Origin of the sequence: Thermogemmatispora sp. (assembly GCF_042408735.1) — a bacterium.
In the GTDB taxonomy this organism is placed as follows: Bacteria; Chloroflexota; Ktedonobacteria; order Ktedonobacterales; family Ktedonobacteraceae; genus Thermogemmatispora.
On sequence record NZ_JBHOQV010000146.1, the window covers coordinates 82,817 to 97,590 of the forward strand.

Sequence of the window (14,774 nt, forward strand, 5' to 3'; positions counted from 1 at the left end):
CTGGCAGGAAGGTCACAGGCCAGGAAGGACGAGAGAGACATGCGCCGCAGAGAGCCGCCCGGCCAGGTCCCAGGAGAAAAAAAGAGGCCGGCGCCACAAGCTCGTTGAGCAGCGCACCGGCCTTGCGATCAGAAGGTGCCAAGGGACGGAATCGAACCGTCGACACCAGCATTTTCAGTGCTGTGCTCTACCAACTGAGCTACCTTGGCCTGTGATCGCCCTCGATCAGCCCTTTGAGGCTCCCGTGAGAGGCGCCCTTGTCTGGCTACCTTTCCGGAGCTGGCTGGGACTGAGCGGGACAGTCTCTCTTTCGACGGTGATAATAGCATGACTCTCGTCTCTCGTCAAGCCCCCAATCTCTCATCCTTACTGGGGCTGGTCGATGGTAGCTGACTTCGGCCGGGGCTTGGGCTTGCCAATTGGCAACCCTATTTCCGGGGAAGCCTCTGCCTCCTGCTCCTGCCTGAAGCGGCTGCTCTTCGGGATTCGAACCGCGCTACGCTAAGACATTCTGGCTAATTTCACGGCGGTACCGTACCCTGCGGAATACCTTGATATAAAATACTCCTATGTATGGATATGAATTTCAGGGCTAGCGATTATGATTTCTCCGCGTAGCATAGCTGTCATATTTGTCCTGCTCCTGGTAGCTATCTTATCGCTGGCCTGCATCAGCCCGCTCGCCCTGTTCAATCCGACGGTCACCCAGGGGCCAGGAGTAGAGCATGCCGATGGCAAGATTGTGGCGATTCAGCAGGCCGATATGAGCTTTGTGCTTCAGACCGCCAGCGGGCAGCGCCTGCGCTTTCTCTGCGTCGAGCGCTGTCGTCTGGCGTTGCAGCATATGGAACGGCACCTGCGGGAGAAAGCCCATACCGATGTCTATTACTACCCACAGACGGCGGGCAAGCCACCGATTGCCTTTCAAGTAGATTAGCCATCAGCGGTGGCCTGAGAAAAAAAGAGATGCTTGCCCCGATCTGGGTGGGCCAGTCCCTCTGCTCTGGGCGGGCCGCAGGCCAGGTCGGCCTGCCAGAGAGGGACGGCGAACGGGCGGGCCAGGAAGACAGAGTGGCGGAGCCTGAGCGGGTAAAGCAATCGATAGACACCTCAGGTGGGCTTCCCGATTCGTTGGTGCGTGCGTCAGTCAGTGAGAAGAGATGGACCGCACAGGGCCTCGTCGCCGGGGCAGGGCCTGTCGACGCGAGGGCCTGGCCAGCGCTGTAGAGCAGGAAGCTGGTCAAACTTAGGTGATGGGTGAGTACAGACAGAGGAGATATGAGACAGGAGTATGCAGGTCATCGGGCGCCTCTCTTCAAAGGGGCTGAACAGCCCAGCATTGATCGTGCTGATATTGTGATTGTCGGCAATGGCATCGCCGGTTTGACCGCGGCCATCCAGGCGCGGAGCTTCGAGCCTGAAGCCCGGATTGCCATCATTACCGATCAGAACCACCCCACGATCAATACGCCCGCGCTCAAGCAGTTTGCCGTTGGCAAGCTCTCCCGCGAGCAGCTGTTGGCCTATCCTCCCGGTACAGAGCGGCAGGAGCGCATCCACCTGATTCACGCGCGGGTCGAGAAAATCAATGCCCAGAGTAAGTCTGTGACCCTGGCCAATGGTAGCTCCTTTGGCTATGGTACCCTGCTACTGGCCACCGGCAGCACTCCGACCGCTCTGCCCGCTCAGCTACCGGGGCGCGATTTTGATGGCGTGCTGACCCTGCACCGCCTCCAGGATTACCTCGATCTGCGAAGGCGCTTGCCCGAGGTTGAGGAGGCCGTCGTGATCGGCGGCGGTGCCCACGCTTGTGAAACCGTCATGTGCCTGCTGCATTGGGGCATCCATGTGCACTGGCTGATCCGCAGCGCGGTCTTGCTGCCGCGCATGCTGGACGAGACTGCCTCGGAGATGGTGTTGGAGCGCGTCAGGCAGGCCGGGGCCACGGTCTATACTTCGACCGAGGTAGTGGGGATTGTTGGCCGCGTGGGCAGTGTGATCGGCGTGGTCACCAATCACCAGCAATTTATTCCCTGCCAGCTTGTTGTGGCCTGCACCGGCACCAGGCCGGTAACCGGACTGGCGAAGCAGTGTGATCTGCCCCTCAAGCACGAAAACGGTATTCTGGTCGATGACCATCTGCGCAGTAGCGTGCGCGATATCTATGTGGCCGGCGATGTGGCGGCCCTCAAGAACCCGCTGACCGGCCAGTACGAGCCGCGGGCCCAATGGTATGCTGCCGTAGAACAAGGCCGTATGGCGGGCGCTATGATGACCGGCCATCGTGAGGCCGTGCGCCCCTTTGGCGTTCCCTGGCATGCCACCCACCTGGGCGATCTCTCGATGCTCTATGTGGGCAACCCCCTGCAGTCGCCACCGGGGGCCTATGTGCTGACCGATAACAGCCGCGGAGGCTATCGCCGTCTATTGCTGCAGGGCGAGCGCTTAATTGGCTATCTCTCTCTCGGCCCAATGCAGCCCGATAGCCTGTCCATCAAGCGCATCATCGACGAAGAGCTGCCCGTACGCGATATTTTGAAGGGCCTCCTGAAGGGCGAGTTCGATGCTCGCCAGTATTTGACACGCCGGCGCAGCTATAGCGCTCAGGACCTGGTGACCAGCGGACATCTGGCCAGCGTTAAGCCTGCCACCGTTCGGACAACGCCAGAGCCGGCCCCTGCCTCTCATAGCAGCGCGCCAGCCGCCCAAACTGCCCGGTCTGAACCTCGTCTGCCAACAACCGATCAGTTACCGCCGATCTCTCCCAGGCCCGAGGCTTTGCCCCAGCGGGGACCGCTCTCCGTCCCCGCGCTTAGCCAAAGCAAGAGCAATCACTATCCCATTTTGCGCGAAGAGGAGGAGATCAGTCCTTTCACCGGTACCCTGCCGGCTCTGCCTGAACAGGGACAGGGGGGAACACGCTCGAACTCTGGCAGCCTGCCAGCTCGTCAGGAGCAAGGCCAGGGAAGAAGACGCAATCTCTGGGCTTACAGCGATCCCGCTCTGCCTGCCTTTCCTGGCCAGAGTCCGGCTCAGGCGCAGCATGTTCGACCCTACAGCGAAAGACGGGAGGGAGGACGTTAAGTGCGTAATCCTGTCCTTTTACATAAAACTGCTTCCCAGGTTCAACAGGAACTTGAAGCCTGCATCGGCTGCAACGAGTGTTTGCTTGCCTGCCCAGCGCTCGACGAACCACTAACGATCGATGTGCTCAATCGCGAGACCTTTGGTGGCCCGATCTCGGCTCCGGTTGCCCGCTTTGCGCGCTCCTGCTATCAGTGCGGCGCTTGTGTCCCTCCCTGCCCGGTTGGCCTCCATCGCGATGCCATGATGATGTGGCTCAAGATCCGTCTGTACCGTTCTGGAGAGGAGGATTGAACTTATGCCAGCTTTGCGTTCTTCCTCGCCCTATGAATACGCCTCCGATCGGGAGTGGGCTGGCACGCGCGGCTATCCACTCTTTTTCGCCTATATCAAGCCTCGCAATCTGCTGCGTATCGGGCTGGGGCTGCTCATCATCGTGGCCGGGCTGGTCTTCTGTCTCTGGTATAGCCGCAATGGGAGCGATCCGACACCTGATAGCCTTGTGGGCCTGATCTATGCAGTTGTGGGCACCGCCTTTCTGCTCCTGGCCGGCCTCCTCTATAGCCTGCATCGGCGCTCGCGCAAGAGCAAGAAGGTGATCGGTGGGTTGCGCTCGGCTCTGGGCTGGCACATGTTCTTTGGCCTGACCGGCCTGGCCCTGATCTTCTACCACTCCTTTGGCAACTTCAATCCGCGCTCTGGCACCTATGCCCTCTATGGCCTGATCGCCTTAGTGATCAGCGGCGTCATTGGCCGCACCCTCGATCGCGTCATGCCCCGCCTGATTGCCAAGGAGGCGAGCAAGGCCCTGACGGCGGAAGGGGAGGATCGGATCGAGGCCATTTCTCTGCAGCTCCAGGCGATCGTTGAACATAATAGCCAGCGCGTGCGGGGCCTGGCCCCCTCGCCAGCCCCGGCCTCGTCCACCGCCTCGCCAGCTGCTGGGCGTGGACGAACCGGACGCACCCTACACGGTCCCTGGGATCTGGCCTATCTGACCCTCGAAGAGACGCCCCAGGAGCTGAGTCGCTATGAGCAGAGCTATCGCCTGGTGCCTGACCGCAAGAGTCCCCTGAGCCGTCCAGGGGCCTTGCTTCCCGGGGCCCAGGAACAGATGGCTGCTTTGCAGGCCGTCGAACATGCCATGCAGCGTGAGCAGTTCTATCGCTATGTCATTCGCTACTGGCGCATCTTCCATATCTTGCTCGCGCTGGTGACTGCTGGCCTGGTCATCTGGCACCTGGAGTATGCCGCCTCTCTGGTGATCCCCACGCTTTTCCATTGAGGGGCCAAGCTCGCTCTGCGCCCTTGCCCGCTCAATCCTGATCAACGACCGGCACCGGGGGAGAGCAGAGCGAGCGCCCTCCTCAACTCCTCGGTTGCTGACTGATCCTCTTCTATTATCTCTCGCCAGTTGGAGCCCTCAAGCCAGGTGGCAGGCCGAACCTCGCTCGCTGTGAGAGCAGGAAAACCTTGAGGGCTGTTGCTGCGTATTCAGTAGTGGAGGGAATGTTATGTCGAGAGAACTGCTAGTGCCCGGCACGCGCTCGCGGCGACTGAGGCCGAGACGCTTTGAATTGCTCTTTCATGCCATCAAGACCGCTCGATTGGTTGCCTATCTGCTGCGCCATGAGCGTGTCGGTCTGGGGAGAAAACTGCTCTTTATCGGCAGTTGTGGCGTATTAATGGTGTTCCTCCTCTTTCCTGATATTCTAGGGGAGGCCATAAGTAGCACGCTGCTGCCTGTCCTGGGAACGGTGCTCGGCGTACCGCTGGATGCCGGCTTTGACTGGCTCACCCTGGTGCTGATCCTGGGTGCGCTCCTGCGCCTCTTCCCCGCCGAGGTTCTGGAGGAGGGCTATCGCCAGGTCTTTCGAAGAGAGAGAGGGAGAGAGCCGGGCTGATCGAAGGCCGCGGTCTGAAAAGCTGGTGATTGCAACGTCAGCCCCTTCTACAGCGGTGCAACGGAAAAGGGCGTAAACAGGAAGAGAGGCAGAGCCGGATCGCGCTGAGGATCGCCGACCGCTCGCTAGAAGGATATCTCTGCCTGTCCTGCCGGTCTATGATATTGTAGTAGTGTTCCCCTGTTGTTATGCTGGAGCGCCCGCCGCTGCCTGGCCTCCTAAGGAGGGACCCTCTGCTCTTCCTCCCCGCAGGCTTCCCAGCAGAAAAGAAGAGCCACAGGCTGGTGGCCTCGTTCCTGGTCAGAGGTGGATTTTATCATTGGCATCGGACGGCCTGAACTTTGTCCCCGTATTGATAAAGACGATGTTTTGATCCCCAAGATGAATGATCATGTCGGGTTTGCCATCGCCGTTGACATCCTTAAACTCCAGGATCGGGGGGATCTGATCGACGTTGGAATTGGTGCCGTAGAGATAGGGGCCGCCGTAGGTGATAGCCTTCGCTGGATCTCCCGCCATCAGCTCAACCACGATGATGTGACCATGCAGGTTAATGGCGATGAAGTGGCTCGGATGCTGGGGACTGTCTCCTCCATGACCGACCACGGCATCGGTCTGGTAGGTGCGTGGGTTGCCATAGCGGATGTCGTCGAGGCGCTGGGTTCCCCAGGAGATCAGCCAGGAGGTGAGAACCCAGAGGGCGAGCATGACCAGCATGCCTACGCCTATGAAGAGGAGCCAGTGAATGCGTCGACTCGCTTCCTTCTCTCGCTGGGTCAGCGTGCTTTTGTAGGGGGCTTTCTGAGGCGTCGGCGCTGTCGGCGCCGGCATGGCCCGCATGCGGGCCGTAATGGCCGGACTGGCCGTGGTGGTCACCGGCTGCTGGCCACTGCGTCGGTAGGGGTAGGGCACCGGCATCTGGCGCGTAGTCGACGGCGGATTCAAGGCTCGCTGTGTCCCCGTGAGACGGGGATCGTTAAGCCGAATCGCACTGCTACCGGGCCGCGGCGGTCGCGAGGCATCTGGATCGTCTTCTGCAAGATAATCGAGCGGATCTGGTGGTACGTAGCCACGCCGTGTCTGCGTCGTAGGGAGGGGCATTTCGTCTCTTCTCAGCCGGGCGGATCGCTTCGTTGTTGTGTATTGCTGCCTCTCTTCTCCAGACATTAGCTCTCCCTTTCTCGATCAGTTTTTCCTGGGCGCTGCGCACAATGTCAATGCACGTTGCTCGACGAAAGCACCAGACGCACAAATTGCAAGCCCCAATAATTATGTAAGATAACCTGCCAGGTTGTCAAGGATAGATGTATATCAATTTAATGAAGACGTGTTTTGAAAAGAAAACGGCAGTTGCCTGCTTTTTGACGATATCTGTATCAGCATGAAGAATGGCTCTCTCCAGTAATGAGCGAAGACGCCTCTGGGTGGGCATCACGGGAGCCTGGGGGTGGTGGCTGTTGGGAGTGGGAGGAAGAGGCGCGCCGTCGCTCTAGCCAGCGTCGGATGCTGGCCTCATTGCCCTGCAGGCCAGGCTCATAGTAGCGTCGTCCCTGCAGATTGGCCGGCAGATATTCCTGCAACTGCACGGCTGGTGGTCGGGAGGGATCTTCGCTCTCTTCTTCGAGCTGGCGGTAGTAGTCATGAGCATACTTATAATCCTGGCCGTATCCTAAGCGTCTCATCAGAGCGGTGGGGGCGTTGCGGAGAGCGAGAGGCACGGCCTCCCGGCGCTGGTGATGCACATCGTCGCGTGCGCGTCCATAGGCCAGGTAGAGGGCGTTACTTTTCGGGGCGCTGGCCAGGTAGACCACGGCTTCCGCCAGGGCCAGATCGGCCTCGGGCAGGCCCACAAACTGGACCGCCTGCTGGGCTGCCACGCACAGCGGCAGGGCCAGCGGATCGGCCAACCCCACGTCTTCCGTGGCGATCCGCACCAGGCGGCGGGCGATGAAGAGGGGGTCCTCGCCTGCCTCCAGCATCCGCGCCAGCCAGTAGAGGCCGGCGTCGGGATCGGAGCCGCGGATAGCCTTATGCAGAGCCGAGATCGTATCGTAATGCTGATCGCCGCCCTTATCGTAAAGCAAGGTGCGTCCCTGCTGGGCCTCAGCCACCGTTTCCAGCGTGATGCGTCCCTCTCTGGCCCCGGCGGCGGCCAGCTCCAGGACATTGAGAGCTGTGCGAGCGTCCCCATTAGCGAAGCGGGCGATCTGCTGGAGGGCCTCATCGCTGATCTCAAGGTGGTGCTGGCCCAAGCCCCGCCTCTCGTCCTGCAAAGCTCTTCTCAAGAGCTGCATGATCTCCTCCTCGCTGAGGGGGTGCAGGGTAAAGACGCGGCAGCGCGAGAGCAGGGCAGCGTTTACCTCAAAGGAAGGATTCTCTGTAGTGGCGCCGATCAGGGTCAGCAGGCCCTGTTCGACGGAGGGCAGAACGGCGTCCTGCTGGGCCTTATTCAAGCGATGGATCTCGTCGATAAAGAGGATAGTGCGCTGTCCTCTCAACCGGCGTAGCTTGCTGGCCTCCTCGCTGACGCGGCGCAGATCGGCCACGCCGGCGGTAACCGCGCTGAGGGTCACGAAGTGAGCGCGAGTCAGCCGGGCGATTAAGCTAGCCAGGGTAGTCTTGCCGCTGCCGGGTGGCCCCCAAAGGATCATGGAAGGCAGACGATCCTCCTCCAGGCAGCGTCTCAGCAAGCGGCCCTCTCCCAACAAGTGTTGCTGTCCGACGAACTCCTCGAGGGTGTGGGGACGCAGGCGAGAGGCCAGCGGCTCAACTGTCTCACTCGCGCTGGCATCAGTAGCGGTAGCAGGACCAGATGGTCCCTTCTGCTGCTCAGATGTCGGCTCCGGAAAGAGCGGTGTCTGCTCCATCATAGCGCTCGGCCTGGTCGGCGTTTGCCAGATCCTCCCATGTGATTTGAGCCAGGCATAGTCTGTAATCTCCCATCATTCTACCACGCGCGAGGTCCCTGCGCCCAGGCCCCGCCAGGCTGGCTGGCTGGCTGGCGCTCGCGCCCCCTGGGCGTGGGAACCATTCTCCCCGTGTCCTGCTGGGGGAGAGCAGGCGGAGCGGGGAAGCACTAGGGGCCGCCTCGGTCTCGGCGCTGGGCCAGGCGCTCTTCCACCTGACTGGGGGTGGGGATGCCCTGTGTGCCGACCGCCTCTACGGAGAACGAGGCCACGCAATTGGCGAAATCGACCGAGGCTGCGGGATCGCCAGAGCGAGCCAGGTGCACCAGGAAGGCGGCGGCAAAGACATCGCCGGCTCCCGTTGGATCAAGCTCATGAGCGGGATAGGCGGGAAAGTGTTGGGCCTGACCTTGGCGGAAGAGAGTGGCTCCCTGGCGGCCTGCCGTGGCCACTAGCAAGGGAACCAGTTGGCTCCAGCGGCGCAAGATTGCCTCAGCCTCTGCCCGGCTGCCATGAGCGAAAGGCAGCAGGTCATCCTGGCTCAAGATCAGGGCGTCCAACTGGGGCAGGACCCGCTCGGCGGCCTCCCAGGGTGTCGGCCAGACCCTGCCGTCGGCGTCCCAGCGTCGCAGCCAGCCTTGAGGAGTGGCGGCCAGGATCCTGCCCTCGCCGCGCGGGAAAAGGGCCACCATCTCGGGGGTCAACTCTTGAGCCAGGGGAGCCAACAAGACAATCGGGGCCGTCCGCCAGGCAGGAGGAATGTCTCCACTCTCCAGGACATCGCTGCGTGAGCGCAAATATTGGATGCGGAAGCCATCCTGATAGCGATTCTCGAAGGTCGTCGTTGTTGAAGCGACGCGCACGGCCAGGCCGATACCGGGCAGGAGGTCTGGCAACTGCTGGCAGAGGTCGGCAGCGGCGCAGGTCACCAGCGCGGCAGGCAGGCCAAGGTGCTCGACCGTCAAAGAGGCGAATGTCACCGTGCCGCCGAGCGCGAAAGAGCCATCGGGAAGCACGTCGTGGCTGATATGGCCGATGCACAGGAAAGCGGGCGGCTCAGCGCGAGCGGGCTGCAGGATGGTGGCGGGCATAAGAAAGCGTACCTCCCCTCTGGCGTTCAGAGCGCAACGCGGTTTGTTTGAGCGCCTGATCAGGCCAGCCGCTCGCCAGCCCTCTGCCCTATGGAACGGCGAGGAGCAAGGCATTTGCCCACTGAGCAGTCTGCCGCCGGTAGGCTATCCAACTACCTTGCCACTTGCAGGAGCGCGAGCGGGGACCTGCCAGGCCAGCCGGCCAAAGGACAAAGGATAGCGTAGTTGGCCTGGCGAGCCGCGCCTATGAGCGCCCGGGTCGCTTCAGAGAGATCACCACGCGGCGCGCGTCACCCTCGCCAATGCTCTCGGTACTGATATCCTGGCTGTCAGCCAGGGCCAGATGGACGATTCGTCGCTCGTGAGGCGGCATAGCCTCCAGGGCGATCGATCGGCGGTAATTGCGCACCTGCTGAGCCACGCGCAGGGCAAGCGAGCGCAGATTTTCCTCGCGGCGCTGGCGATAGTTTTCGGCATCGACGATGATGCGCATGCGGCGTTTTGTACGGTGGCTGACGATCAGATTCACCAGGAGCTGAAGGGCAGAGAGGGTTTCACCGCGGCGCCCGATCAGCAGGCCGAGGTTTTCATGAATGCCCTGGATATTGAGCGTCAGGGGGTCGGTCGAGCGGACCTGGACCGAGGCCCGAATATTCATGTAGCGCAAAATATGCTGGAGGACATCAACGGTCAGCTCGATATCCTCGCGTGTAGGCTGCACTGGCTCCTGAGCGGCGGCTGAGCCGGCGGGGGTCTCGGCGGGGGAGAGCGTACCTGGAGTTGGGGGAGCTGCTGAGCCGGTGGGAGTGGAGCCAGAAGAGGCCGAGAGCGAAGGAGCGGCCTGCTCTCCAGAAAGTTGCTGGGAGCGAGCGGCTGACTGAGCATCCTGGGAGAAGGTCAGGGCCTTCTCGGCATAAGGCTCCTGCAGGTCTACCGCCTCCTCGTCCTCCTCGTCCTCAATCTCGTCGAAGTCCTCGAAATCCTCCTGATCCTGGCTATCGTAGGAGCCATGAGAGGGGCTGGTAAAGAAGCCTTCCTCTTCCTCCTCCTCTTCTTCCGCTTCGACCTGACTCAGAATAGCATCGGCCATCTCGGGGGTGATCACCGCGCCGCGGCTAGGGCGAACCGTCACCCGGACCCGGGCCTCGCGGCTGCCGAGTCCAAAGGCGCCACGCGAAGGCTCTTGAAGGACCGTCACCTCGACCTCATCTCGGCGCTTGCCCAAGCGAAGCAGAGCCTGCTGGACAGCTTCTTCAACGCTTTTACCACTGGCCTCAATGCTTTCCACTGCTTACTTGCCTCCCTTGAAGGTATCACACAATGCAGGGCAGAACGAGAAGTGAGAGCCTGAGAGAATCGGTCAGTTGGTTGCCAGCCGGGGCGGCCTTCAACCTGGGTAAGGCAGACCAACCTAACCGGACCTTGACGGTCATTGCAGCGACCAGCGGAGGACTGGCCGGCAAGGTCTGCTCATCAACTCTGCTGCTAAGCTAAGCGCTGGGCCGGAGCGGTCGCTCCAGGCCGCCCGGTCCAGCTCAACGGAATCTGACATACAAGCCAGCGGGCTTCTTGCTGGCTAGCTGGGAGTAGGATTCCTCCTTCTGACAACGCCACGTCGACGGGCGGAAGCGCTGCGCAGATGACGGCGCGAGGCGCTCGGGCCATTGCGCAGGGCGAGTTCGCCCGAGAGAGCTGGCTGCACCTCTTGTGAATCGATGCTTTCCTTGAGGCTATTCTGGCCTCGTTGCTCACTCTGCTCTGCTCCCTTAGAGCCAGAGGGAACCGAGAGGGGGCTAAGGGGGCCCGTGACCAGATAGTACTGGATGGCTATGATGATGGAGCCGACGGCCCAGTAGAGAGCCAGGCCAGCGGGAAAGCTCCAGGCGATGAAGAGGGTGAGCACAGGCATGGCCCAGGTCATGACCTTCATCGTCATCTGCTGGGCAGCCAGAGCATCGGAGGGATTGGAGCCAGAGGAAGGGGTCGCAGCCTGCATGCGGTTGTTGCGGGACTGGGTCAGATAGAGCTGAACGAAGGTCGCCAGCGCAGCCAGGATTGGCAAAATGTGGGTCGGATCGGGGAGTGCCAGCGACAGGTGCCAGGCTGGATTAATGAAAGTGAGCCAGTCGAGGTTGACGTTGGGGAAATGGCTGAACTTCGGCAGGAAAGGATAGATAAAGCCATTGAGCCGCTCCAACCCCTGATTCCCCTTCAGCGCAGCGTCGTCGATGACCGCCCGGAAGGCGAAGTATAGCCCATAGAGCACTGGCAGCTGCAGGAGTAGTGGCAGGCAGCCAGAGTAAGGACTGATATTGTAGCGTTTATATAGCTCCTGGGTTGCCTCCAGTTGCGCGCGCGGATCGTCCCTGAAGTGCTCACGAATGCGGCTGATCTCTGGCTGCAGCTCCTGCATCGCCTTGGCCGACTTCAACTGCTGCAGTGTCAGCGGGAAGAGAAGCAGGCGGATGATGATCGTCAAGACGATGATCGACAGGCCGAAATCGCCAAAGAGGTAGTATAGCAGCATCAATACGTTGAAGATTGGCTGCGTAAAGACAACGTTGATGAAATCACTGATCCCCACGGGATTTCTCCTGCCTTCCTCGATCTTGCCTACTAGCCCAGGCGCTCAGGAACCGGGTCATAGAGGTCTCCATGATAGAACGGGTGACAGCGCGCCAGGCGTTTCGCCGTTAGCCAGCCCCCGCGGATCAGCCCAAAGCGCTGGATCGCCTCGTATCCGTACTGTGAACATGACGGAACAAAACGGCACGAGGGGGGCAAGATGACGGAAAAGGTGCGCTGATAAACACGAATCAGAAACAAAGCAACGTATTTCACGGCTATCGACCTTTACGGACACTCCCCGCCGGGCGCTGTCGCCCAGACGTCTCGTCGGCCAGCAGCAACCGCGCTCGGCGTAAAAGAACCTGCAGCTCGGCCTTCAACGTTTGAAGATCGGCCTCAAGCGCTGCGTGCCTGGGAATCAGCACGAGGTCCACGCCACGCAGCCGAGGCAGGCAAGGTCGGATGGCCTCACTGAGCAGGCGTTTGAGGCGATTGCGTCGCGTTGCCAACTTGAAGCTGCGCCGACTCACCACGAAGCCGACGCGGACGTGTTCGCTCTCCGTCGGTGCCCAGGCGAGGACCAACAACTTGGAGGCAACGCTTCTTCCCTGCTGCCTGATCCGCTGAAAATCGCGGCTTCTACGCAGGCGCAGTTCGCGTCTTAAGGCCACTGTTCCTGTAACTTTGGATCTATCAGCTTCACCACAAGGTGAGAGAGAGCGCGCGCCATGAGTGACACCCCTGGGAAGGGAGCTGCCGCTGCCCGCCTGCCTGCCTATAGACAGCCAATTGGTGTTGTCGAGGCGGGCCGGCATGGGGCCGCCAGCGCTGAGCGCTAGACTGTCAGGCGCCAGCGGCCCTTGAGGCGGCGAGCCTTCAGCACGCGCCGACCGGCGCGCGTCGCCATGCGTTTCAAAAAGCCGTGTTCCCGCTTGCGGGGGATGCGCTTCGGTTGCCAGGTACGTTTCATAAACCCCTCGTTCTCTTCCACTAAAGGATGTCTTGTAGATTATAGCGGGTAGCGATCCTGGCTGTCAATGACGGGGGAGGCAAGGCAAGTTTCTTTTTCTTGGTGCCTGGTGCCGCTGCCTCCCCGTCTCTCTCGTCTTCTCTGGCCTCCTGATTAAGAGGTTTTGAAGCGCAGCAGCACGCGGCCCAGCTTGATCTCGTCGTTGTCGTGAAGCGGCGTAGGCGTTTTAGGGGCCAGGCGCTGCCGATTCAGGAAGGTGTAGTTGGTGCTATTCTCGTCCTCGATCATGTACTGGCCGTTCTGGACGAAGATGCGTGCGTGCATGCGCGAGACGCCGCCCTCCTCGCCTCCATGAGGCGTGAGGTCGATATCGGGAAAGATGTTGCTGACCGCGTCTTCGCGCCCAATCAGGATGTTGTCCTTCCCGCTGATGTCGAACTCCTGGTTGTCCGCCTCGACGATCAGGCGGGCATGCAGGGTTGAACCGCCTGGGGCCGGAGTGGGAGCGGGGGCGGGCGCAGGGCTAGAGGCCACCGGGGCTGGTGAGGCTACCGGGGCGGCGGGGGCCACGTTAGGGGCGCTCACTGCCGCTGGTGCCCCCAGCAGGCTGACGCCACAGGTAGAACAGAAAGCCTCGCCCTGGGGATTCTGCGCGCCACACGAGGGGCAGATCTGCATACCTGGCTGGGCAGCTCCGCTGGGAGCTGCCGGAGCTGGAGCCGCCGGGGCTGGAGCCGCCGGGGCTGCCGGGGCTGCCGCGCTCAACGGCTCTCCGCATTCGTCGCAAAATGCCGAACCATCAGGGTTCTCGTGACCCAGCGAACAATAAACTGGCATAAGTCTACTCTCCTCCTCTAATCCGGTGTTTCCCCTGAAGCACGCCTTCTCGCCTCTGCGCGCGTCGCCGCAGTAGCGCGGGCGGGGGCATCTTCAGCTAGTCCTCCCGTGCTGTTCTGCCCTCTTGTCTGTTTGTTTGCTTGCTTGCTATTGGGATCAGGGCAGAATATCATCCAGGCGTTGTGTCAGCTTCCTTGTCTTGTTGCCGATTGATTTGACCTGCTCCTGAGAAATCTGCTGTCCTTTGCTGATCTGCTCCAGGGCCGCCTGGGTCTCCTCGTCAAGAATGCGCGTGACGTTGGGGGCCAGGCGAGTAGTTACCTTGCCTGTGCGCTTATATTCATCCAGGACGCGCGTCACCAGGCGCTGGGCGTTGGCCTTCTCGGCGAAATTCATGACACGCGCGTTCACCTGGGCAGCCAGGTTGGAATCGGTGGTGAACGTCACCTTAATATCTTCACGAATGCGCTCGCCCACCAGATTGGCGATTGGGACATCGTAAGAAAGCTCGGCCTGGGCAATGCGGAAGAGGCCCGCCGGGCGCGGGTCGATGAGCAATTCGACCAGCACGGCCTGGGGCGTCTCCTTCTCCAGGTCGCCCAGGGGAATGACAACCTGGCGGTCAGAGAGCACCGATTGGCCGAACTCGCTGATGATGGGCAGGACCTTGACGGCCTTTTTCGGAGTGACGCCCGTGGGCAGGCGCAGAGTGAGGACGGCGTTGCGCACGGCTACGGCCACCGCGCTTTGCACCTGTTGCTGGAAAATGCTCATGGCGTCGGCGGGATTCCTGATGAACTCCGCCGGCATTCCCCCACTGAGCTGACCGATGTCGTCCAGCAGGCTCTCGTCCCAGTCTTGCCCGATGCCCAGCGGATAGATGGCGATTCCCGCGGCGGCTGCTTCGCGGGCAAGCTGGCGACAGCGATCTGAGTCGCCGTAGGTGACCCCATCCGTCAAAAGAATCATGCGATTGACGGTGTTGGGGAAGCTGTAGCGCCGCAGCTCGTTGAGGCCCTGGATCATGCCCAGCGACATTGTGGTGCCGCCGCCGTCGCGGATGCGGTCGATGGCCGCCTTCATGCCGATTTTGTCTTGGGCCGGCATAGAGGGGATAATCACCTGGGCGGTGTCGTCGAAGACGATGACCGAGACGTAGTCGGTCGGCTCCAGGTGGTCGATGACCATCTTGACCGCCTCTTTGACGTTGTACAGCTTGGCCCCTTTCATGGAGCCAGAATGGTCCAATACCAGGGCAAAATTCAGGGGCAGACGGACCTGGGCCATCATCTCGGTGGGCTTGGCCTCCAGCAGGACATAGGCGAGCTGGCTCCCACCGGTGACCGGCATGTAGTCCTTCCCCAGCTGATACGCCAGCACTACCTCACCAGGCATAGTCTATCAGCTCCTTTCA

General features: G+C 61.2%; 15 protein-coding genes and 1 tRNA gene. 5 read left to right on the forward strand and 11 right to left on the reverse strand.

The window, feature by feature from the left end; genetic code table 11:
* Window positions 1-136: 136 nt before the first annotated feature.
* Window positions 137-209: transfer RNA gene (locus tag ACFMO7_RS16190), tRNA-Phe, on the reverse strand.
* Window positions 210-601: 392 nt separating this feature from the next.
* Here ACFMO7_RS16190 and ACFMO7_RS16195 point away from each other — a divergent pair.
* From ACFMO7_RS16195 to ACFMO7_RS16215, 5 genes are all read left to right on the forward strand, one after another.
* The gene (locus ACFMO7_RS16195; RefSeq protein WP_376796527.1) at window positions 602-937 is read left to right on the forward strand and encodes a hypothetical protein; all 336 of its coding nucleotides are present in this window, start codon (window positions 602-604) and stop codon (window positions 935-937) included.
* A 341-nt stretch (window positions 938-1,278) separates the two neighbouring features.
* The gene (locus tag ACFMO7_RS16200; protein WP_376796528.1) at window positions 1,279-3,084 is read left to right on the forward strand and encodes an FAD-dependent oxidoreductase; all 1,806 of its coding nucleotides are present in this window, start codon (window positions 1,279-1,281) and stop codon (window positions 3,082-3,084) included.
* The gene (locus tag ACFMO7_RS16205) at window positions 3,085-3,378 is read left to right on the forward strand and encodes a 4Fe-4S dicluster domain-containing protein (protein ID WP_052891136.1); all 294 of its coding nucleotides are present in this window, start codon (window positions 3,085-3,087) and stop codon (window positions 3,376-3,378) included.
* Between the two features lie 4 nt (window positions 3,379-3,382).
* A complete protein-coding gene (locus ACFMO7_RS16210; RefSeq protein ID WP_376796529.1) occupies window positions 3,383-4,369 on the forward strand; it encodes a hypothetical protein in 987 nt (328 codons plus the stop codon).
* Window positions 4,370-4,598: 229 nt separating this feature from the next.
* The gene (locus ACFMO7_RS16215) at window positions 4,599-4,988 is read left to right on the forward strand and encodes a hypothetical protein (protein ID WP_376796530.1); all 390 of its coding nucleotides are present in this window, start codon (window positions 4,599-4,601) and stop codon (window positions 4,986-4,988) included.
* A gap of 300 nt (window positions 4,989-5,288) precedes the next feature.
* Here the strand turns inward: ACFMO7_RS16215 and ACFMO7_RS16220 are convergent, their stop codons facing one another.
* From ACFMO7_RS16220 to ACFMO7_RS16265, 10 genes are all read right to left on the reverse strand, one after another.
* Entirely contained in the window at window positions 5,289-6,089 is an 801-nt protein-coding gene (locus ACFMO7_RS16220; protein WP_376796531.1) for a hypothetical protein, read from the reverse strand.
* A gap of 275 nt (window positions 6,090-6,364) precedes the next feature.
* Window positions 6,365-7,858, reverse strand: a complete 1,494-nt coding sequence (locus tag ACFMO7_RS16225) for a replication-associated recombination protein A (protein ID WP_376796532.1) — start codon at window positions 7,856-7,858, stop codon at window positions 6,365-6,367.
* A 206-nt stretch (window positions 7,859-8,064) separates the two neighbouring features.
* Window positions 8,065-8,985 carry a PfkB family carbohydrate kinase gene (locus tag ACFMO7_RS16230; RefSeq protein WP_376796533.1) on the reverse strand — a complete coding sequence of 307 codons (921 nt, stop codon included), beginning with the start codon at window positions 8,983-8,985 and terminating at the stop codon, window positions 8,065-8,067.
* Window positions 8,986-9,229: 244 nt separating this feature from the next.
* Window positions 9,230-10,273, reverse strand: a complete 1,044-nt coding sequence (jag, locus tag ACFMO7_RS16235) for an RNA-binding cell elongation regulator Jag/EloR (protein ID WP_376796534.1) — start codon at window positions 10,271-10,273, stop codon at window positions 9,230-9,232.
* Between the two features lie 288 nt (window positions 10,274-10,561).
* Window positions 10,562-11,569, reverse strand: a complete 1,008-nt coding sequence (locus tag ACFMO7_RS16240) for a YidC/Oxa1 family membrane protein insertase (RefSeq protein WP_376796535.1) — start codon at window positions 11,567-11,569, stop codon at window positions 10,562-10,564.
* 32 nt (window positions 11,570-11,601) lie between these two features.
* Complete coding sequence (gene yidD / locus ACFMO7_RS16245) at window positions 11,602-11,826, reverse strand: membrane protein insertion efficiency factor YidD (protein WP_376796536.1); 225 nt, start codon at window positions 11,824-11,826, stop codon at window positions 11,602-11,604.
* A gap of 2 nt (window positions 11,827-11,828) precedes the next feature.
* Entirely contained in the window at window positions 11,829-12,224 is a 396-nt protein-coding gene (gene rnpA / locus ACFMO7_RS16250; RefSeq protein WP_376796537.1) for a ribonuclease P protein component, read from the reverse strand.
* A gap of 164 nt (window positions 12,225-12,388) precedes the next feature.
* Window positions 12,389-12,523 (reverse strand): 50S ribosomal protein L34, encoded by a 135-nt coding sequence (gene rpmH / locus ACFMO7_RS16255; RefSeq protein WP_069805928.1) that lies wholly within the window; start codon window positions 12,521-12,523, stop codon window positions 12,389-12,391.
* 153 nt (window positions 12,524-12,676) lie between these two features.
* Window positions 12,677-13,360 carry an FHA domain-containing protein gene (locus ACFMO7_RS16260; RefSeq protein WP_376796538.1) on the reverse strand — a complete coding sequence of 228 codons (684 nt, stop codon included), beginning with the start codon at window positions 13,358-13,360 and terminating at the stop codon, window positions 12,677-12,679.
* 156 nt (window positions 13,361-13,516) lie between these two features.
* Window positions 13,517-14,755, reverse strand: coding sequence for a VWA domain-containing protein (locus ACFMO7_RS16265; RefSeq protein WP_376796539.1), 1,239 nt, complete (start codon window positions 14,753-14,755; stop codon window positions 13,517-13,519).
* Between the last annotated feature and the right edge of the window lie 19 nt (window positions 14,756-14,774).